Origin of the sequence: Actinomadura harenae (genome assembly GCF_003696215.1) — a bacterium.
GTDB lineage: Bacteria > Actinomycetota > Actinomycetes > Streptosporangiales > Streptosporangiaceae > Spirillospora > Spirillospora harenae.
Genome location: NZ_RFFG01000030.1, coordinates 49,448 through 70,167 on the forward strand (window position 1 = coordinate 49,448; position 20,720 = coordinate 70,167).

Sequence of the window (20,720 nt, forward strand, 5' to 3'; positions counted from 1 at the left end):
CCCCGCGATGGCCCGCCGCCCCGGTCCCAGCCGCCCCGGTCCCGGGGGCCGGGGCGGCGGGCCGGGGGTCAGGAGTCGAGCCGCCAGTACACGCTCTCGTTGTCGATCTCGCGGATCGGCTCGGTGACGTCGTTCTTGGCCCGGAACTCCTCCACCGCCTGGCGGCAGGAGGGGATGACGAAGTCGTCGATGATGACGAACCCGCCGGGCGCGACCTTCGGGTACAGGTTCACCAGCGAGTCCATCGTCGAGTCGTACAGGTCGCCGTCGAGCCGGAGCACCGCGAGGCGCTCGACCGGCGCGTTCGGCAGCGAGTCGCAGAACCAGCCCTTGATGAAGCGGACCTGGTCGTCCAGCAGGTCGTAGCGGGCGAAGTTCTCCTGGACGGTCTCCTGCGACACCGCGAGGATGTCGTTGTCGTCGTCCAGCTTGAGCCACTTGTCCGTGACGTTGCCGTCGTCGTCGGTGTGCGGCATCCCCTCGAACGAGTCGGCGACCCACACCAGGCGGTCGGTCACCCCGTGGGCGGCCAGGACGCCGCGCATGAAGATGCACGCGCCGCCGCGCCACACGCCGGTCTCGATGAGGTCGCCGGGGACGCCGTCGGCGAGCACGGTCTCCACGCACTCCTGGATGTTGTCCAGGCGCCGCATCCCGATCATGGTGTGCGCGGTGACCGGCCAGTCCTCGCCGTTCATCCGCTGTTCGAGGTCGAAGTAGGGCTTCTTGACGAAGCGGGTCCGGTTGGGCGCGTCCTCGTAGACGATGTTGGTCAGGGTCTTCTTGAGCAGGTTCAGGTACAGCTCGCTCTGCCGGTCGGGCATGGGTCCTCCAGGGACGGTCAGGGAAGCGCGGGACGGTCAGGCCGGACGGCGGTGGTCGACGGTGAGCGACTCCAGGGTCGTGACCAGGCCGTTCGGGGACGCGGTGGCCTGCACCTCCTTGCGCAGCCGCTCGGCGCCCTCGCGGAAGGACGGGTCGTCCAGCAGCCGGGACAGGTCGCCGCGCAGCCGGTCCGCGGTGAGTTCGGCGGCGGGGATGTGCAGGCCGGCGCCGGCGTCCGCGATGGCCTGGGCCTTCAGCGGCGCGTCGCCCTGCCGGGCGTGCACCACCAGCTGCGGGACGGCGTTGACGTAGGCGGTGGCGTACGTGCCGAAGCCGCCGTGGTGGACGACCGCCGAGCAGGTCGGCAGCAGCGCGTGCAGCGGGACGAACCGCACCACCCGCACGTTGTCCGGCACCGTGGTCAGCTCGTCGGCCTGCGCGGCGGTCAGCGTGGTCACCACCTCGACGTCCAGCCCGGCGACGGCGTCCAGCAGGTCGGGGACGGAGAGGAAGTCGCCGCCGAACACCTCGGAGTAGGACAGGCCGAGGGTGAGGCAGACGCGCGGGCGGGCCGGCGGCTCGAGCACCCAGTCCGGGAACCGCGACGGCCCGTTGTACGGGGTGTAGCGCACCGGGACGCGCCGCACGTTCAGCGGGGCCTGGAGGCTGTCGGGCAGGTAGTCGATGCTCCACTGGCCGGTGGTGATCTCCTCGTCGAACGCGCAGCCGTACCGGCCGAGGAGCTTGGTCAGCCACTCGCCGAGCGGGTCCTCGCGGCGCTCGGGCGGCTGGCGCTCCTGGAGGACGAAGAACGCGTCGCGCATCAGGGAGTACTGGTCCACCGACGACAGGATCCGGGCGTGCGCGGCGCCGGACGCGCGGGCCGCGATCGCGCCCGCGTAGGTGAGCGGGTCCCAGATGATCAGGTCGGGACGCCACGAGCGGGCGAAGGCGACCAGGTCGTCCAGCATCGACTCGTTGTAGACGGCGAACGCGAACGGCACGGCCGCCCGGTACTTGAACAGCACCTGTTCCCAGGTGAGCTTCTCGGGGTCGGTGACGGTCCAGTCGGCGACGTCGTTCTGCACCGAGGCGCGGCTCTGGGTGAGCATCTCGTGCATCTGGTGGTCGGTGCCGACCGACACGGCCGTCAGCCCGGTGCCCTGGATGGTGTCCACCATGGACGGGTTGCTGGCGACGGCGACCTCGTGGCCCGCCGTGGACAGCGCCCACGCGACGGGTGTCAGCGCGTACACATGGGATTTCTCGGAGATGGTCGCGAAAAGTACTCGCACGGTCTTCCTTTCGCTGGTGCCGGCCGGGTCACTGGTTCCGGGCAGAGGGTGTGGCGGGGTCGAAGGCGGGGGCAGGGTCGGGGGCTTGGGCGTGGGCCCGTGCTTGGGCGAGGGCGTCGTGGACGGCGCGTTTGCCCTGCTCGAACGCGACGTCGCTGTTGCAGTAGTCGAACCGCCCTCCCCTCCCGCAGGCGCGGATGCCGAAGCGCGCGAACCGGGCGTGCAGGTCGTCGACGTGCGCGCGCATGTGGTTGCGCTGCATCGGGTAGGCGTGCTCGATCTCCAGGACGCGGTGGCCGAGGAGGTCGCCGAGCGCGGCGAACTGCGGGACCTTCCGCAGGTCGCGCAGGACGCGGTCGAGCTGCTCGTCCGCGGGCGGGGCTCCCCCGGACGGGTCGAGGGAGATCTCGACGGAGATCGGGGTGCGGCCGGGGCGGTCGAGGGCCGGGCACAGGTTGCCGACGACCGAGACGCGCCGGAAGACGAACTCGCGCTCGGGGAAGTAGATCGCGGTGCCGTCGAGGTCCCGGTCGCCGTCGAACACCAGGTTGAACACGCGGATGCCGAGCCAGTCGAGCAGGCCCCGGGGGTCGGCGGCGTCCTCCATGCCGGCGGTGATCCGGACCATCCGGTCCAGCGGGATGGAGGAGATCAGGTGCTCGTAGTGGTAGCGGCGTCCGCCCGCGACGACGTACTTGCCGACGGGGTCGACCTCGGTGACCTCGCGGCCGACCTCGATCGGCCCGCTGTGCTCGACGAGCCGCCGGGTGAGCGTCGAGATCGAGCCCTCACGCGGGTAGTAGTAGGTCCGGTTGGGGGGCAGCTTCGTGCGGGCGCCCGCGTACACCTCGTCCATGTCGACGCGGACCGGGCGGGACAGGGCCCACTGGTAGTCCATGTCGGCGAGCGGGATCTGCCACTTCTTCTCCTCGTAGGGGAAGAGGACCTTCTCGCAGAAGTACCGGCCGTAGCCGTTGACCAGCCAGTCCGCGTAGCTCTCCACGCGGCGGGGCGTGGCGCGCTGCGCCTCGAGGTCGGCGATGATCCGGTCGCGTTCGGCCTCCGGCAGGTCCACCAGGTGGCGTTGCAGCGGGAACCCGACGAGGCCGTACTCGGACAGGTAGGCCGACTCGGCCATCGGGTAGGCCTCGTGGTTGTCCTCCAGGAAGCCCAGCAGGTCCTTGCAGTTCTCGGCGTCCTGCTCGATGACGATCTTGGGTCCGTAGTCGAACTCGCAGCCGAGCACCTCCACGCTGCGGCACAGTCCGCCGGGCTCGTCGCCGGCCTCCAGGATCAGGCTGTCGCGGCCGTGCCGGCGCGCGGCCACACCCGCTCCGAGGCCCGCCATCCCGGAGCCCAGGATCAGGAACTCGACGGCGTCCCCGCCGCCCGTGTCATCGCCGCTGGTGTCCCGGCCGTTCCGCCTAGACGCCGGCATCGGCGTACCTGCCGTCGACGCTTCTGTACGTCTCAATGCTCTCTCCCACGTCCGCCCACCAGCCCGAAATGATCGAGCAGCGCATGTCACGACGACTCACATAGATGCGGTTGAGGTCCCAGATCTCGGTCTCTCCGCGATCGGACGGGCCGAGCCCGTCGATCAGGTCGAAGACCTCCGAGTGGTACAGGTAGTAACCGAGGTCGATATGGCCTTCGGTATGGAGCTCGCGATCCTTGTCCCCGATTCCGAGGACGCGGTCGCCCGCGATGCGAAGCGGGCTGTATCCCGCGGTGTCGGGGGTTCTCACGGTGATGATCCGCGCCCCGGACTCCTGGACGCGGAAGGCGTCGACCGCCTCCTTGATTCCGTCTTCGAAAAGGACGTCGCCGCAGGCGACCAGGAACTTGTCGCCGGTCAGGTGGTGGCGGACCTGGCGGATCGCCGACGGCAGCCCGCTGCCCCGTGCGGGCTGCCACACGTAGGCGAGACTCCGCAGGTCGGTGCCGCCTCCGTCCTCCAGCAGGCCCATGAACTGCGAGGCGTGCCGTTCGTCGATCACCAGCAGGACGTCCTCGACGCCCGCCTGGACGAGTTTGCCGATCACCCTTTCGATGAGCGCTCTCCCGCCGACCGGGAGCAGCTGTTTGCTGGTCCGGTCGGTGAGCGGGGCCAGGCGTGTTCCCCGGCCTCCGGCCAGTACGACACCCGTTACCGACATAGGTCACCTTTTTCCGACGCGGGTACGATCAGATCTGCTCTTGCAGCCATTCCTGTACTGCCGCGGCGGTCGTCGCCGCGTGGTCCTCCATCATCGAGAAATGGTTTCCCGGGACGCGCACCGCGCTGTGCTCGAATTCCCAGGTCGCCGCCCAGTCGTCCGGTTTCCCGGCCGTGCCGGACGCGGTGCTGGAGAGCGCTTCGGAGGCCTGGACGAGAAGGGTGGGCGCGGCGACGCGTTCGGGCCGCCATTCGCCGAACAGTCCGAGGTACCAGCCCATGGCCGACATCCGGTCGCTGTTCATGTCGACGAACATCCCGTCGCGTTCGAGCATCCCGTGGATCAGGGAGAACCCGAAGTTCGCCACGAACCCGCTGCCGGGCAGGTAGGTGTCCAGCAGGACCACGGCGGCGGCCGGGCGGCCCGCCGCCTCCAGGTGCTGCGCGGCGGCGTGCGCGAGCCAGCCGCCCGCCGAGGAGCCGAGCACGGCGAACGGCGCGCCGTCCGCGTCGTCCAGGACCTGCCGGACCTGGGCGTCGACGAGCGCGTCCACGGTGCCCGCGAGGCTCTCGCCCGCGGCGAACCCGGGGACGGCCAGTGCGGACACGGCGCGGGCGTCGCGGAATCCCGCCGCGAAGCGCGCGTACTGGTGGACGCCCGCCAGGGCCATGCACGAGGCGAAGCAGTAGAGGCGGGCGCCTCCACCGCCGTCCGGGGCGTTGGAGAGGCGGACGAGCGCGGCGGGCCGGTCGGCGGCGTCGGGGTCGTCGAACATGGGGCGGACGCGCGCCGCCGCGATCAGCAGTTCGAAGCCCTCCTGCGGCCGGCCGGTCTCGCAGGCCCGCCGGAAGATCCCGGCGAGGGTGTCGGACGCGTCCGGGGCGTTCGCGGCCGGGGTCGTCCCGCCGGCCGGGGCGGGTGCGTCCGTGAGGGCGGCCAGGTGCCGGGCGAGGGCGAGCGCGGTCGGGTGGTCGAAGACGAGGGTGGCGGGCAGCCGGACGCCGAGGTCCTCGCCGAGCGCGTTGCGCAGTTCGACGGCGGTGAGCGAGTCGAAGCCCATCTCGGGGAACTCCCGCTCGTCCTCGACCCGGTCGGGCGCGGCGTGCCCGAGGACGGCGGCGACGCGCGTGCGCACGAGGTCGAGCAGCAGGCGTTCGCGTTCCTCGGCCGGAGCGTCCGCGAGTTTGGCCCTGAACCCGGCCGAGGGGTCCGCCGGGGCGTCGCCGGTGGCGGCGCGGCGCCGGGGCGGTGTCCGGACGAGGCTGCGCAGCGCCGCCGGGACCGTCCCGTCCGAGGCCCGCATCGCGGACGGCACGAGCCGGGCGGGGACCAGCACGGGTTCGCCGGACGCGAGCGCGGTGTCGAGCAGGCCGAGGCCCTGTTCGGCGGACAGCGGCTCGACGCCGTTCCGGGCCATGCGGTCCAGGTCGGCGCCGTCGAGCCCGGCGGTGAGCCCGCCCGGTTCGGCCCACAGGCCCCAGGCGAGGGAGGCGGCGGGCAGCGACCGCGCGGCGCGGTGCCGGGCGAGCGCGTCGAGGGCGGCGTTGGCGGCCGCGTAGTTCGCCTGTCCGGGCGCGCCGAGCGTCCCGGCGAGCGAGGAGTAGAGGACGAAGGCGGTCAGGTCGGCGTCCTGGGTCTGGTCGTGGAGGTTGAGCGCGCCGACGAGCTTGGGCCGCAGCACCCGGTCGAGCCGTTCGGGGGTGAGCGAGCCGAGGACGCCGTCGTCGAGCGCCGCCGCCGCGTGGACGACGCCGGTGAGCGGCCGGTCGGCCGGGACGGCGGCGAGGACCTCGGCCAGGGCGTCGGGGTCGGCGACGTCGCAGGCCACGACGGTCGCCTTCGCGCCGAGCCCGGCCAGCTCCGCGACCAGTTCGCGCATGCCGTCCGCGGCCGGGCCGCGACGGCTCACGAGGAGCAGGTCGCGCACGCCGTGCGCGGTGACCAGGTGGCGCGCGGTCAGCGCGCCGAGCGCGCCGGTGGCTCCGGAGATCAGGACCGTCCCGTCGCCGAACGCGCGCTCGGGACGGTCGGCGGGCGAGGACGAGGGCGCGGCGCGGCGGAGCCGGAACGCGTGGGCGACGCCTTCGCGCACGGCGAGCTGCGGCTCGTCCAGATCCAGGGCCGCCACCAGCGTCCGGTACGACGCGTCCGCCGTGTCGATGTCGGCCAGGGCGAAGCGGCCTGGGTTCTCGGACTGGGCGGAGCGGATGAGGCCCCAGACCGCCGCCTGCGCCACGTCGGGCGCGTCGGTGGGGTGGACGGCCGTCGCGCCGTGGGTCAGGAAGAGCAGGCGGGAGGACGCGAGGCGGTCGTCGGCCAGCCATTCCCGCGCGCTCAGCAGGGCCCGGCGGGCCGCCGCGCAGGCGCGTTCGGCGTCCGCCTCGTCCTGATCGAAGACGACGCACACGATGTCGGGCGCGGCGGTGCCGGATGCGACGGCCGCGCGGAGGGCGGGGAGGTCCACGTAGTTCTCGAGGTGGATCCCGGCGGCGTCGAGCGCGGTGGTGACGGCGCGGGGCGCGGCGTCGACGACGGCCCAGCGCCGGGGAGCGGGGCGGGCCGCGTCGACGGTCAGCGGTGTCCATTCCGGGCGGTACAGGGCGTCGTGCCGGGCGGGCCCGGCCGTCGCCGCGTCCGCCGGGCGCAGGACGAGCGCGTCGATCTCGGCGACCGGACGCCCGGACGGGTCGGCCAGCGTGATGGCCACGGTGTCGTCCCCCGCCGGTCGGAGCCGGGCCCGCACGGCGGACGCGCCGCCCGCGCGGAGCCGGACGCCGGACCAGGAGAACGGCAGGACCCGTCCGCCGGGGCCGCCCTCGCCCAGCCCGGCGGCGTGCAGGACGGCGTCGAGGAGCGCGGGGTGCAGCCCGAACCGTCCGGCCTCGGTGTCGTGTCCCTCGGGCAGCCGCGCCTCGGCGAACACCTCGGCGCCGTTGCGCCACGCGGCGTGCAGTCCCTGGAACGCCTCGCCGTAGCCGAACCCGTGGTCGGCGAGGCGCTCGTAGAAGCCGTCGAGGTCGACCGGCTCGGCGTCGGCGGGCGGCCACGCGGCCGGGACGGCGGCCGCCGGGTCCGCCTCGGGGAGGTCGTCGCCGGGGAGCAGGGAGCCGGTGGCGTGGCGGGTCCAGGGGACGTCGTCCGGGGCGTCCTCGTCGTGGGAGTGGATCGTGAGGGCGCGGCGTCCGGATGCGTCGGGGGCGGCCAGCGCGACCTGGATCCGGACCGCGCCGCGCGCGGGCAGGACGAGCGGCGACTCGACGGTCAGTTCTTCGATCTCGCCGCCGCCCACGCGGTCCCCGGCGTGGACGGCCAGTTCCACGAACGCGGTCCCGGGCAGCAGCACCGCGTCGCCGACGGCGTGCCCGGCCAGCCAGGGGTGGGTCGCCGTGGACATCCGGCCCGTCAGGAGCAGGCCGTCGTCCTCGGCGGTCGCGAGTTCGGCGCCGAGCAGCGGATGGTCGAGCGGGCGCACGCCGGCCCGCTCGACGGCGCGGGTGTCCGTTCCGGCGTCCAGCCAGTAGCGGCGGCGCTGGAAGGCGTAGGTCGGGAGCGGCACCCGCCGCGCGGGCCGGCCCGCGAACGGCGCGTCCCAGTCGACGTCCGCGCCGGTCACGTGCAGGGTCGCCAGGGCGGTGAGGAGGGAGCGGACCTCGGGGCGGTCGCGGCGGAGCGCGGGCACGGCCACGACACCGCCCGGACGGTCCGGCACGCAGCCCTCGACCAGGGGCGACAGCGCGGCGGACGGGCCGATCTCCAGGTAGCGGGTCACGCCGTCGCGGGCCAGGTTGGCGATGCCGTCGCCGAACCGCACGGCGGCGCGGACGTGCCGGACCCAGTAGTCCGGGGTGCGCAGGTCGTCGCCGGTCGCGGGCGCACCGGTCACGTTGGAGATCACCGGCAGGTCGGGGGCGCTGTAGGAGACGGTCTCGGCGGCGCGCCGGAACGCGTCCAGCATCGGGTCCATGCGCGGCGAGTGGAAGGCGTGGCTGACCCGCAGCCGCCGGACGCGCCGACCCGTCGCCTCAAGCCGTTCGGCGATGGCGGTGACGGCGTCCTCGTCGCCGGACAGCACCGTCGCGGCGGGCCCGTTCACGGCGGCGATGCCGACGCCGTCGGTGAGCAGCGCCGCGACCTCGTCCTCGGACGCCTCGACCGCGACCATCGCGCCGCCCGGGGGCAGCGCCTGCATGAGCGCCGCGCGCGCCGCGACGAGGCGGCACGCGTCCGGAAGCGTCAGGACGCCGGAGACGTGCGCGGCGGTGAGTTCGCCGACCGAGTGGCCGACGAGGTGATCCGGCCGGAGCCCCCAGGACTCGACGAGCCGGTACAGCGCGACCTCGAAGGCGAACAGCGCGGGCTGCGTGTACGCGGTCTGGTCGAGCGGGCCGGAGGGGTCGTCGACGGCGTCCCGGAGGGGCCGGTCGAGCAGCGGGTCCAGGTGGGCGGCGGCCTCGTCCCAGGCGGCCGCGAAGGCGGGGAAGGCGACGGCGAGCTCGCGGCCCATCCGCGCGCGCTGCGCGCCCTGGCCGCTGAACAGGAACGCGGTCTCCCCTGGACGGACCGTGCCCTGGACGAGCCCCTCGGTGCTCTCCCCCACGGCGAGGGCCTTGAGCTGCTCGGCGTGGCCGGGGCCGAGGACGACGGCGCGGTGGCCGAGCGCCGACCGCGTGGTCGCCAGGGAGTGGGCCACGTCGTCCGGGTCGAGGCCGGGGTCGCCGGTGACGTGGTCGAGGAGCCGGAGCGCTTGGCCCCGGAGCGCGTCCTCGCCGCGCGCCGACAGCGTCCACGGCCGTGGCGCCGGGGCCGGCAGGTCGGTCTCCGGTGTCCTCGGGGAGGGGTCCGTCTCGGTTTCCGCGGGTTCCGGTGCCTGTTCGAGGATGACGTGCGCGTTGGTGCCGCTCACGCCGAACGCCGAGACGCCCGCGCGGCGCGGACGGCCCGTGCCCGACTCGGGGTCGGGGTCGGGCTCCGGTTCGGGCCAGGCGACCGGCTCGGTGAGCAGCCGCACCGCACCGGCCGTCCAGTCGACGTGCGTCGATGGGGCGGAGACGTGCAGGGTGCGGGGAAGCGTGCCGTTCCGCATGGCCAGGACCATCTTGATGACGCCGCCGACGCCCGCCGCCGCCTGCGTGTGGGCGATGTTGGACTTCAGCGCCCCGAGCCAGAGCGGACGGTCTTCGGGGCGTCCCCTGCCGTAGGTGGCGAGGAGCGCCTGCGCCTCGATGGGGTCGCCCAGCGCGGTCCCGGTCCCGTGCGCCTCGACGGCGTCCACCTCGTCCGCGGCGAGGCTGGCCTCTGCCAGGGCCTGCCGGATGACGCGCTGCTGGGACGGCCCGTTCGGCGCGGTCAGGCCGCTGCTCGCGCCGTCCTGGTTGACCGCCGATCCGCGCACCAGCGCCAGGACGGGGTGGCCGTTCCGGCGCGCGTCCGAGAGGCGTTCCAGGAGGAGGAGCCCGGCGCCCTCGCCCCATCCCGTCCCGTCGGCGCCGGCGGAGAACGGCTTGCAGCGGCCGTCCGGGGCCAGGCCGCCCTGGCGGCTGAACCCGATGAACGTCACGGGCGTCGACATGACGGTGACGCCCCCGGCCAGCGCGAGCGTGCACTCCCCCGCGCGCAGCGCCCGGCAGGCCCAGTGCAGCGCGACCAGCGACGACGAGCACGCGGTGTCCAGCGTGACCGCGGGCCCTTCGAGGCCGAAGGTGTAGGCGACGCGTCCGGACGCGATGCTCGGGGCGCTGCCGTTGCCGACGTACCCTTCGAGCTCCGGCGGGGCCTGCCGGACGCGGGACCCGTAGTCGTTGTACATGATCCCGGTGAAGACGCCCGTGCGGCTGCCGCGCAGCGAGACGGGCGGGATCCCGGCGCGTTCGAACGCCTCCCAGGCCAGTTCCAGCAGGAGCCGCTGCTGGGGGTCGACCGCGAGGGCCTCGCGCGGGGACATCCCGAACAGCTCGGCGTCGAAGCGGCCCGCGTCGTAGAGGAAGCCGCCCTCCCGCGCGTAGGACGTCCCCGGCTTTCCGGGGTCCGGGTCGTACAGCTCGTCGACGTTCCAGCCCCGGTCGTCCGGGAAGGGGCCGACGGCGTCGACGCCGTCGGCGACCAGGTCCCAGAGGTCCTCGGGGGTCCGGACGCCGCCGGGGTAGCGGCAGCTCATCGCGACGACGGCGATGGGCTCGCGGTCCCGTTCCTCCAGCTCGCGCACCCGCAGGCGGCTGCGGTGCAGGTCGGTGGTGACGCGCTTCAGGTACTCGCGCAGCTTCGCCTCGTTCACCGGCGCTCTCCGTTCGTGTCGTCGATCGCGGGGTTCACGACAGCCCGAGGTCGCGGTCGATGAAGTCGAAGACCTCGTCGTCGGTGGCCGAGTCGAGACGGGATCCGATGTCGGGGTCCGCCTCGTCGGCGGACGCGGCGGACGCGGCGGACGCGGGCGGCGCGGGGGGCTCGCCGAGGCGGGCGAGCAGGCGGCGGAGGCGGGCGGTCAGCGTGTCCCGCAGGCCGTCGAGCGCGTCCGGGTCCAGCGGGTCGGCGTCGTCCAGCAGGGGTTCGAGGGCGTCGAGCCCGGCGAGGAGCGCGGGGACCGCGGTGCGCTCGGGGCGCAGCAGCCCGTCGAGGAACACGGCGAGCGCGGCCGGGCTCGGATGGTCGAACACGAGCGTCGCGGGCAGCGGGACGCCGGCCGCCCGGCCCAGGCGGTTGCGCAGCTCGACCGCGGTCAGCGAGTCGAAGCCGAGCTCCAGGAAGCCCCGCTCCGCGTCGACGGTCTCCTCGCCCGCGTACCCGAGTACCGTCGCGGTCTCGTCCCTGACCAGGTCGAACACGGCCCGGCGGCGCTCCTGCGGGGTCATCGCGGCGGCCCGTTCGAGCAGCGGACCCGCCTCGGCGGAGGACGGTGACGCGGCGGCGCGGCGGGCGGGGGCCCGGATGAGCCCGCGCATGATCGCCGGGACGGCGTCGTCGCCGACCCGCGCCCGGATCGCCTCGGTGACCAGCCGCGCGGGGACGAGCACCGGCTCGTCCAGGGCGCGGCAGGCGTCCAGCAGCGCCAGGCCCTCCTCGGAGGACAGCGGTGTGACGCCGCCCCGTTCCAGCCGCCGTAGGTCGGCGTCGTCCAGCTTCCCGGTCATCCCGCTGCGTTCGGCCCACAGGCCCCACGCCAGGGAGCGCGCGGGCAGGCCGCGGGCCCGGCGGCGGTAGGCCAGCGCGTCGAGGAACGCGTTGGCCGCCGCGTAGTTGCCCTGCCCGGTGCCGCCGAACGTCCCGGCGAGGGAGGAGAACATCACGAACGCCGACAGGTCCAGGTGCCGGGTGAGCTCGTCCAGGTTCAGCGCGGCGTCCACCTTGGGCCGCAGGACGGTGTCGAGTTGCCCGGGGGTCAGCGCGGACACCACCGCGTCGTCCAGCACCCCGGCCGTGTGGACGACGGCCGTGAGCGGGCGCTCCGCCGGGATCGTGTCCAGGAGGCGGGCGAGGGCGTCCCGGTCGGCGGCGTCGCAGGACACCAGCCGGGCCCGCGCGCCGAGGCCGTCCAGCTCGGCGAGCAGCGCGTCCGCGCCCGCCGCGTCGCGTCCGCTCCGGCTGACCAGCAGCAGGTCGGTCACGCCGTGCGCGGACGCCAGGTGCCGGGCGACGAGCCCGCCGAGCGTCCCGGTCGCGCCGGTGATCAGGACGGTGCCGCCGGTGCCGCCGGTGCCGCCGGCCTCCCAGGGGTCGGCCTCGTCGGCGGGCGGGCTCACCCGCGCGAGCCTGGGGACGAGCACCGCGCCCGCGCGGATCGCCGCGTGCGGTTCGGCGGCGGTCAGCACGGCGGGCAGCGCCGCGTAGGAGACGTCGCGTCCGTCGAGGTCGATGAGGACGAACCGGTCGGGGTGCTCGGACTGCGCGGAGCGGACCAGGCCGGTGGCGGCGGCGCCCGCGGGGTCGCGCAGGTCCTCGCCGTCCCGGCACGCGACCGCGCCGCCGGTGACGACGACCAGGCGGGACGCGGCGAACGCGTCCTCGTGCAGCCACTGCTGCGTCAGCCGCAGCATCCGGTGGACGGCCCGCCGCACCCCGGCGGCGGTTCCGTCCGGGTCGTCTTCGGCGCAGGTGACGACCACGACGTCCGGGACGGCCGTGCCGGCGGCGACGGCGTCGGCGAGGGCGGGCAGGTCCGGGTAGGACTCCACCGGGACGCCCGCGCGGCCGAGGGCCTTGGCGAGCGCGACGTCGGCGGTCCCGGCGACGGCCCAGCGCCCGGTCCCGCCGGTGGACGCCGCTTCCAGCGGCAGCCGCACCCAGTCCACCTTGAACAGCGACTCGTGGAACGCGGTCCGGGGCGCGCGGATCTGCTCGGGGGACACCGGCCGCAGGACGAGCGAGCCGACCGTCGCGACGGGCCGTCCCGCGTCGTCGGCGACCGCCAGCGCGACCGTGTCCGTGTCCGCGCCGTCCGGGGTGAGGCGGACGCGCAGCGAGGACGCGCCGGTGGCGTGCAGCGTCACGCCGTTCCAGTCGAAGGGCAGCAGGGCCCGGCCCCGGTCGGCGGCGGGGCCGAGGGCGACGGTGTGGAGGGCGGCGTCCAGCAGCGCGGGGTGCAGGCCGAACCCGGCGGCCTCGGCGCGGTGCTCCTCGGGCAGGGCGACCTCGGCGTACACCTCGTCGCCGAGCCGCCACGCGGCGCTCAGGCCCCGGAACATCGGGCCGTAGTCGAACCCGGCGGCGGCGAGACGCTCGTACAGGTCGCCGGTCGGGACGGGCTCGGCGCCCGGCGGCGGCCAGGTTCCGGGGACGTCGTCCGGGGCGGGCGGTCCGGCGGGCAGGAGGGTGCCGCCCGCGTGCCGGGTCCAGGGCTCGTCGTCGGGGGCGTCCTCGTCCCGGGAGAACACGCCGACCGGACGTGCGCCCCGGTCGTCCGGGGCGCCGACCACCACCTGGAGCCGTCGCGCGCCGTCGTCGGGGAGCGCGAGCGGGGCGCCGAGCGTCAGCTCCCCGACGTGGGCGCAGCCCACCGCGTCACCGGCGCGGACGGCCAGCTCGACGAGCGCCGTCCCGGGCAGCAGCGCGGTGCCCATGACCACGTGCTCGGCGATCAGCGGGTGCGTGCGCGGGGACAGCCGGGCGGTGAACACCAGGCCGTCGGTGTCGGCCAGCGGGACCGCCGCGCCCAGCAGCGGATGATCGGGCGACCACACACCGGCCGCCGCCATGCTCACCGCCGTGTCCGCCGCTTCGGCGGGCGGCGCGTCCAGCCAGTAGCGCTGCCGCTGGAAGGCGTAGGTGGGCAGGTCCACGCGCCGCGCGCCGGTGCCCGCGAACACCTCGTCCCAGTCCGGGGACGCGCCGTGGGCGTGCAGTCCGGCGAGCGCGGCCATGATCGCCTGTGTTTCCGGGCGGTCTCGGCGCAGGGCCGGGACGAGGACGGCGCGTTCGGCGGCGTCGCCGAGGCCGTCGCGGGCGAGCGCCGTCAGCGCGCCGTCCGGGCCGAGCTCCAGGAACCGGGTCACGCCGCGGTCGGCGAGGGTCCGCACGCCGTCGTGGAACCGGACGGCCCCGCGCACGTGCCGCACCCAGTAGTCCGGCGTGGCGATCTCCGCGCCGGGGACGGTGCGCCCGGTCAGGTCGGACACGATCTCGAGGTCGGGCTCGCGGTAGGACAGCGTCTCGGCGACCGCGCGGAAGCCGTCCAGCATCGGGTCCATCAGCGGGGAGTGGAAGGCGTGGCTCACGCGGAGCCGCCGGGTCCGGCGGCCGAGTCCCGCGAAGTGCGCCGCGACGTCCAGGGCCGCCCGTTCCTCGCCCGCGACGACGACGGCCGCCGGGCCGTTGACGGCCGCGAGGTCCACCGCGCCGGTCAGCAGCGGGACGGCCTCGTCCTCGTCCGCCTGGATCGCGACCATCGCGCCGCCCGCCGGGAGCTCCTGCATCAGGCGTCCGCGCGCGGCGACGAGACGGCAGGCGTCCGCCAGCGGGAACACGCCCGCGACGTGCGCCGCCGCGAGCTCGCCGACCGAGTGGCCGAGCAGGACGTCCGGCTGGACCCCCCACGACCGGACGAGCCGGAACAGCGCCACTTCGAGCGCGAACAGCGCGGGCTGGGTGAAGGCCGTCCGGTCGAGGACGTCCGGGTCGCCGGACATCACCTCGCGCAGCGGACGGCCGAGCTCGGCGTCGAGGTGCCCGCACACCTCGTCGAAGGCGTCGGCGAAGACGGGGAACGCCTCGTACAGTTCGCGGCCCATCCCGGCGCGCTGCGAGCCCTGACCGGTGAACAGGAACGCCGTCGCGCCGTCCCCGGCCGGGGCCGCCGTGCCGCGCACGAGGTTCGCGGCGGACCGGCCCTCGGCGAGGGCGGCGAGGCCGGTCTCCAGCTCCGCGCGGTCCGCGCCGAGCACGACGGCGCGTTCCTGGAAGCCGGCGCGGGTCACCGCGAGCGAGAGGCCCACGTCGGCGGCGTCCGGTTCCGGGGCCTCGGCGAGGCGGGCCCGCAGCCGGGCGGCCTGGGCGCGGAGGGCGGGCTCGGACCTGGCCGAGAGCGCCCAAGGGACGACGGGCAGCCGCCGGGGCTCCTCCGCGCCGGAGTCGTCCGGTGCGGGGGCGGGCGGTTCCTCCAGGATCAGGTGCACGTTCGTGCCGCTGACGCCGAACGAGGACACCCCGGCCCGCCGGGGCCGGTCGCCGCCGCGCCACTCCACCGGCTCGTTCAGCAGCCGGACGCCGCCCGCCGACCAGTCGACGTGCGACGTCGGTTCTTCGGCGTGCAGCGTGCGCGGGAGGACGCCCTCGCGGAGCGCCATCACCATCTTGATCACACCGGCGACGCCGGACGCCGCCTGCGCGTGCCCGATGTTCGACTTCACCGACCCCAGCCACAGCGGACGGCCCGGATCGCGGTCGCGGCCGTAGGCGTCCAGCAGCGCCTCCGCCTCGATCGGGTCGCCGAGCCGGGTGCCCGTGCCGTGCGCCTCCACGGCGTCGACCTCGGCCGGGTCCAGTCCGGCGGCGTCGAGCGCGGCGCGGATCACCTTCCGCTGGGCCGGTCCGCTCGGCGCGGTCAGGCCGTTGCTCGCGCCGTCCTGGTTGACCGCGCCGCCCCGGAGGACGGCCAGCACGGGATGCCCGTGGGCGCGGGCGTCCGAGAGCCGCTCGACCAGGAGCATTCCCACGCCCTCGGCCCAGCCGGCGCCGTCGGCGTCCGCGGAGAACGCCTTGCACCGGCCGTCCGGGGCGAGCGCCCGCTGGCGGCTGAACTCGACGAACGTGTCGAGGGAGGACATCACGGTGACGCCGCCCGCCAGCGCGAGCGAGCACTCGCCCCGGCGCAGCGCCTGCCCGGCCATGTGCAGCGCCACCAGCGACGACGAGCACGCCGTGTCCACGGTGACGGCGGGCCCCTCCAGGCCGAGCGTGTAGGCGATCCGGCCGGACGCGACGCTCGCCGCGCTGCCCGTGGCCAGATGCCCCTCGAAGCCGTCCGGCGCCCGGTCGAACCGGGAGCCGTAGTCGTGGTAGTTCGAGCCGACGTAGACGCCGACCGGGGTCCCGCGCAGGACGGCCGGGTCGATCCCGGCGCGCTCGCACGCCTCCCACGAGGTCTCCAGGAGGAGCCGGTGCTGCGGGTCGATCGCCATCGCCTCACGCGGCGAGATCCCGAAGAAGCCCGGGTCGAAACGCGCCGCGTCGTGCAGGAAGCCGCCCTCGCGGGCGTAGAAGGCGCCGGGACGCTCCGGGTCCGGGTCGAACCGGCCCTCGACGTCCCAGCCGCGGTCGGCGGGGAACTCCGAGACGGCGTCCACGCCGTCCGCGACCAGCCGCCACAGGTCCTCCGGGGACGCCGCGCCGCCCGGGAACCGGCACGCCATGCCGACGATCGCGATCGGCTCGTCCACCGGGACCATGGAGGGACGGGCCGGCGCGGCCGCCGGGGCGTCGCCGCTCTCGCCGAACAGCTCGGCGGTCAGGTGCCGGGCCAGCTCGCGGGCGGTCGGATGGTCGAACACGAGCGTGACCGGCAGCCGCAGCCCGGTGTCCGCGCCGAGGCGGTTGCGCAGCGCCACCGCCGTCAGCGAGTCGAAGCCCAGGTCGCGGAGCGCGCGGTCGGGGTCGACGGCGGACGCGTCCTCGTGTCCCAGCGCCTCGGCGGCCTGGGCGCGGACGAGGTCGACGAGCGCCGCCTCCCGCTCCTTCGCGGACAGCGCGGACAACCGGCCGCGCAGGGACCTTCCCGCCTCGTCCTCTCGGGGGCCGGTCGTGGTGTCGGAGGCCCGCTGGGCCTCGGGGAGTTCGCGCAGCACGGCCGTCCGGCCGCCCGCCGCGCCGAACGTCCGCGCGTACCGCGGCCAGTCGATGCCGGCGATGACCGGGCAGGGTTCGCCGGCGTCGAGCGCCCGGCGCAGCGCGTCCAGCGCGGGGCCGGCCTCCATCGGCGGCATGCCTTGGCCCCGGACGCGTTCGGCGGCGGCGCCGTCGAGCATCCCGCCGTCCCGCCACGCCCCCCACGCCACGGACGTGGCGGGCAGCCCTTCCGCCCGGCGGCGTCGCGCGAGGGCGTCGAGACGCGTGTTGGCCTGCGCGTACGCGGCCTGCCCGGGGCCGCCGAGCGTGCCCGCGAGCGAGGAGAACAGCACGAACTCCGCCACGTCGAAGCCGCGGGTCAGCTCGTCCAGGTGCCGCGCCGCCACGTCCTTCGGCGCGTTCACGCGGGACGCCCGGTCCGGGGTCAGCGCGTCGATGACGCAGTCGTCGAGGACACCCGCGGTGTGGACGACCGTGTCCGGCGCGTCCCCGTCGGCGGCGAGCCCGGCGAGGAGCCGTTCCAGAGCGTCCCGGTCGGTGACGTCGCAGGCGGCGATGGTGACACGGGTGCCGAGCGCGGTCAGCTCGTCTTGAAGGTCGGACGCGCCGGGCGCGTCCGGGCCCCGCCGCGAGAGGAGGACGAGATGGGGATGGCCTTCGCTGGCGAGCCGGCGCGCCACGAGCGCGCCGAGCCCGCCGGTGCCACCGGTGATCAGCGCGGTCCCGCGCGTCCGGGCGTCCGGGGCCCCCGTTCGCTGCCCGCTGGGCGCCATGCGGACGAGACGGCGCGCATGGACGCCGGTGGCGCGGATCGCGAGCTGGTCCTCGTCGCCCGCCCCGCCGGTCAGGAGCGCGGCCACCCGCTCAGCCGCGGACACCCCCGAGAGGACGTCGATCAGGCCGCCCCAGCGCTCGGGGTGCTCCTGCGCGGCGATCCGTCCCAGTGCCCAGAGCGCGGCACGCTCCGGATCCGCCGGCTCGTCGGCTTCGGAGACGGCGACCGCGCGCGACGTGAGCGTCCAGAGCGGCGCGCCGACCCCCGCGTCCCCGAGCGCCTGGATCAGCGTCGCCGTCGCGTGCGCGTCCAGGGCGTCCGCCTGGCCGAGCAGCGACACCACCCCGGTGAACGCCGCGTCCGCACGGCCCGCCGCCTCGCGGAGACGACCGGCCAACGCCGCCCGGTCGTGCGCCACATCGCCGACCGCGAGGAGGGCCGTTCCCGCGCCCGTGGCGTCCAGCGCGGCCGCCAGGTCGTCCGCCTCACCGTCCAGGGCGGCGACCACCAGCCACCGCCCACCCGGCACGGGCTCGGCCGTCCTGCCGAAGGGACGCCAGACGATGCGGTAGAGCAGATCGTCGACGGGGTCGGTCCGGGAAGCCTTCGCTCCTGCCGGTGCAGGCCCCGACCAGTAGCGACGCCGGTCGAACGCGTAGGTCGGCAGATCGACCGACCGAGCGGGCGGACCGCCCAGCAACCCGGCCCAGTCGACACGGACTCCGCGAACGTGCAGCTCGGCGGCGGACGTCAGGAGGCGCCGAGTGTCGCCGTGCTCCCGGCGCAACGTCCCGGCCACGACGAGTTCGGGGAGCTCGGCGACTTCGAGGGTCTCCTCGATCGCCATCGTCAGCACCGGATGAGCACTGGACTCCACGAAGACGCGGTGACCGTCGTCCAGCAGGGCCCGAATCGCGGTGTCGAAGCGAACGGGGTTACGCAGGTTCTCGAACCAGTACTCCGCGCCGACACCGGCGGTCTCCATACGACCGCCCGTCATCGCCGAGTAGAACGGGACGCGGGCCGCGCCCATCGTGACGCCCGACAAAGCGGCGGCGAGATCGTCCTTCAGGACGTCCATGTGCGAGGAATGCGAGGCATAGTCCACCGGCACCTTCCGCGCCCGGACTCCACGCTCCTCGCAAGCCATGACCAGCTCGTCGATCGCCTCGGCGTCACCGGAGACGACCGTCGCCGACGGGCCGTTCATCGCCGCGACCGACAACCGGCCATCCCAGCGTTCGACCAGGTCAGCGGCCTTGTCAGCCGACACGGCGACCGAAGCCATGCCCCCTTCGCCGGCGAACCGGGCGATCGCCTGGCTTCGCAGCGCGACAACCCTCGCCGCGTCCTCCAACGACAGGGCACCGGCCACACACGCGGCGGCGATCTCGCCTTGCGAGTGGCCGACGACAGCGTCCGGGACGACGCCCAACGAGCGCCACACCTCGGCCAACGACACCATCACCGCGAACAACGCGGGCTGAACCACGTCCACGCGCTCCAGCAGCGTCGCATCGCCCGCGCCGGTCACCACGTCGATCAGCGACCAGTCGGTGTGAGGCGCCAACGCTTCCGAGCACTCGGTCAAGCGGGTTCGGAACGCCTCCGACTCTCGCCACAGGCCCGCGCCCATCCCGAGCCACTGCGAGCCCTGGCCGGGGAACACCAGCACCCGGCGGTCGGCGTTCCGGACGACGCTTCCGGTCACGGCGTCGTCAGCGGTCTCGCCTCGGGCCAGGGCGGTCAGTCCATCAGTGAGTTCCTCGCGCGTCGCGCCGAGGATCACCGCGCGGTGGTCGAACAGCGTGCGCGAGGCGAGCAGCGACCGCGCGACAGCACCCGCGTCAGCGTCCGGAGTGTCCGTCAGAAAGGTGCGCAGACGAGCGGCCTGCGCCCGCAGTGAACCTTCCGAACGCGCCGACACCACCAGGGGAATCACCGGGAGGGCGGCGTCCTGCTCCTCTGGGGCGGCGTCGGCGGCCGGGGCTTCTTCGAGGATGACGTGGGCGTTCGTGCCGCTGATCCCGAAGGACGACACGGCGGCCCGGCGGGGGTGCCCGTTCCGTTCCCAGGGCAGGGACTCGTTCAGCAGCCGGACGGCTCCGGCGGACCAGTCGACATGCGGAGTCGGGTCGGCGGCGTGCAGCGTGCGCGGCAGCGTCCCCTCGCGCAGCGCCATCACCATCTTGATGACACCGGCGACACCGGACGCCGCCTGCGCGTGGCCGATGTTCGACTTCACCGACCCGAGCCACAGTGGACGGTCCGTCGCGCGTTCCTGGCCGTAGGTCGCGATCAGCGCCTGCGCCTCGATCGGATCGCCCAACGTCGTCCCGGTACCATGCGCCTCCACCGCGTCGACCTCGGACGCCGCCACACCGGCATTCGCCAGCGCCTGGCCGATCACACGCTCCTGCGCCAAACCATTCGGAGCGGTCAGGCCGTTGCTCGCGCCGTCCTGGTTGATCGCACTCCCTCGCACCACCGCGAGGATCTGGTGGCCGTTGCGTTGCGCGTCCGACAGGCGTTCGACGACGAGGAGGCCGACGCCTTCGGCCATGCCCATGCCGTCGGCGTCGGCCGAGAACGCCTTGCAGCGGCCGTCCCGGGCGAGGCCGCGCTGTCGGCTGAAGCCGACGAATCCGACGGGGCTGAACATCACGGCCGCGCCGCCCGCGAGCGCCAGCGAGCACTCGCCGCGCCGCAGGGCCTCGATGGCCAGGTGCAGGGTCACCAGGGAGGACGAGCAGCCGGTGTCAAGGGTGATGGCGGGGCCTTCGAGGCCGAGCGTGTAGGCGACGCGTCCGGACGCGATGCTGGTGACGCTGCCCGTGAGCGCGTGTCCTTCCGCTCCTTCGGGGAGGTCGTCGAAGGCCAGGCCGTATCCCTGGTGGGCCGCGCCGACGTACACGCCGGTCGCGCTGCCGCGGAGGGAGGACGGGTCGATGCCCGCGCGTTCCAGCGCCTCCCAGGACACCTCCAGCAGCAGCCGCTGCTGCGGGTCCATCACGAGCGCCTCACGCGGAGAGATCCCGAAGAACCCCGCGTCGAACTCCGCCGCGTCGTAGACGAACCCGCCCTCGCGGACGTAGCTGGTGCCCTCGTGGTCGGGGTCCGGGTCGTAGAGGCGGTCGACGTCCCAGCCGCGGTCGCCGGGGAACTCCGCGACGGCGTCGGCGCCGTCCCGGACGAGCCGCCACAGCTCCTCGGGCGACGTGGAGCCGCCGGGGAACCGGCAGCCCATGCCGATGATCGCGATCGGTTCGGTCGTGGCGTCGGCCAGGCGCCGGTTCGCCCGCCGCAGCCGTTCGGTCTCCTTCACGGACGCGCGCAGCGCCTCGACGAGCTGGTCATGCGAAATGGTCATGGGGGGACTCCGCTCGGTGCCGCGTC

General features: G+C 74.9%; 6 protein-coding genes. All 6 read right to left on the reverse strand.

The genetic code is table 11. The features are described from left to right. Positions 1 to 68 precede the first annotated feature (68 nt). Genes EBO15_RS18475 through EBO15_RS18500 form a run of 6 tightly spaced genes read right to left on the reverse strand, consistent with a single transcriptional unit; the run spans position 69 to position 20,694 of the window. Positions 69 to 824, reverse strand: a complete 756-nt coding sequence (locus EBO15_RS18475) for a TylF/MycF family methyltransferase (protein WP_122195646.1) — start codon at positions 822 to 824, stop codon at positions 69 to 71. A 36-nt stretch (positions 825 to 860) separates the two neighbouring features. Beyond that, entirely contained in the window at positions 861 to 2,120 is a 1,260-nt protein-coding gene (locus tag EBO15_RS18480; RefSeq protein ID WP_122195647.1) for an activator-dependent family glycosyltransferase, read from the reverse strand. Positions 2,121 to 2,148: 28 nt separating this feature from the next. Continuing rightward, a complete protein-coding gene (locus tag EBO15_RS18485; protein ID WP_122195648.1) occupies positions 2,149 to 3,558 on the reverse strand; it encodes a protoporphyrinogen/coproporphyrinogen oxidase in 1,410 nt (469 codons plus the stop codon). After that, entirely contained in the window at positions 3,545 to 4,279 is a 735-nt protein-coding gene (locus tag EBO15_RS18490; protein WP_122195649.1) for a sugar phosphate nucleotidyltransferase, read from the reverse strand. Before EBO15_RS18490 ends, EBO15_RS18485 begins: the two co-directional genes overlap by 14 nt. A 28-nt stretch (positions 4,280 to 4,307) precedes the next feature. After that, positions 4,308 to 10,550, reverse strand: coding sequence for a type I polyketide synthase (locus EBO15_RS18495; RefSeq protein WP_122195650.1), 6,243 nt, complete (start codon positions 10,548 to 10,550; stop codon positions 4,308 to 4,310). Between the two features lie 34 nt (positions 10,551 to 10,584). Beyond that, entirely contained in the window at positions 10,585 to 20,694 is a 10,110-nt protein-coding gene (locus EBO15_RS18500) for an SDR family NAD(P)-dependent oxidoreductase (RefSeq protein ID WP_122195651.1), read from the reverse strand. Between the last annotated feature and the right edge of the window lie 26 nt (positions 20,695 to 20,720).

What these genes read in the sequence shown, in the direction of transcription:
- EBO15_RS18475 (WP_122195646.1), bottom strand. Translation starts at nt 824, where the DNA reads ATGCCCGACCGGCAGAGCGAGCTGTACCTGAACCTGCTCAAGAAGACC.
- EBO15_RS18485 (WP_122195648.1), bottom strand. Translation starts at nt 3,558, where the DNA reads ATGCCGGCGTCTAGGCGGAACGGCCGGGACACCAGCGGCGATGACACG.
- EBO15_RS18490 (WP_122195649.1), bottom strand. Translation starts at nt 4,279, where the DNA reads ATGTCGGTAACGGGTGTCGTACTGGCCGGAGGCCGGGGAACACGCCTG.
- EBO15_RS18500 (WP_122195651.1), bottom strand. Translation starts at nt 20,694, where the DNA reads ATGACCATTTCGCATGACCAGCTCGTCGAGGCGCTGCGCGCGTCCGTG.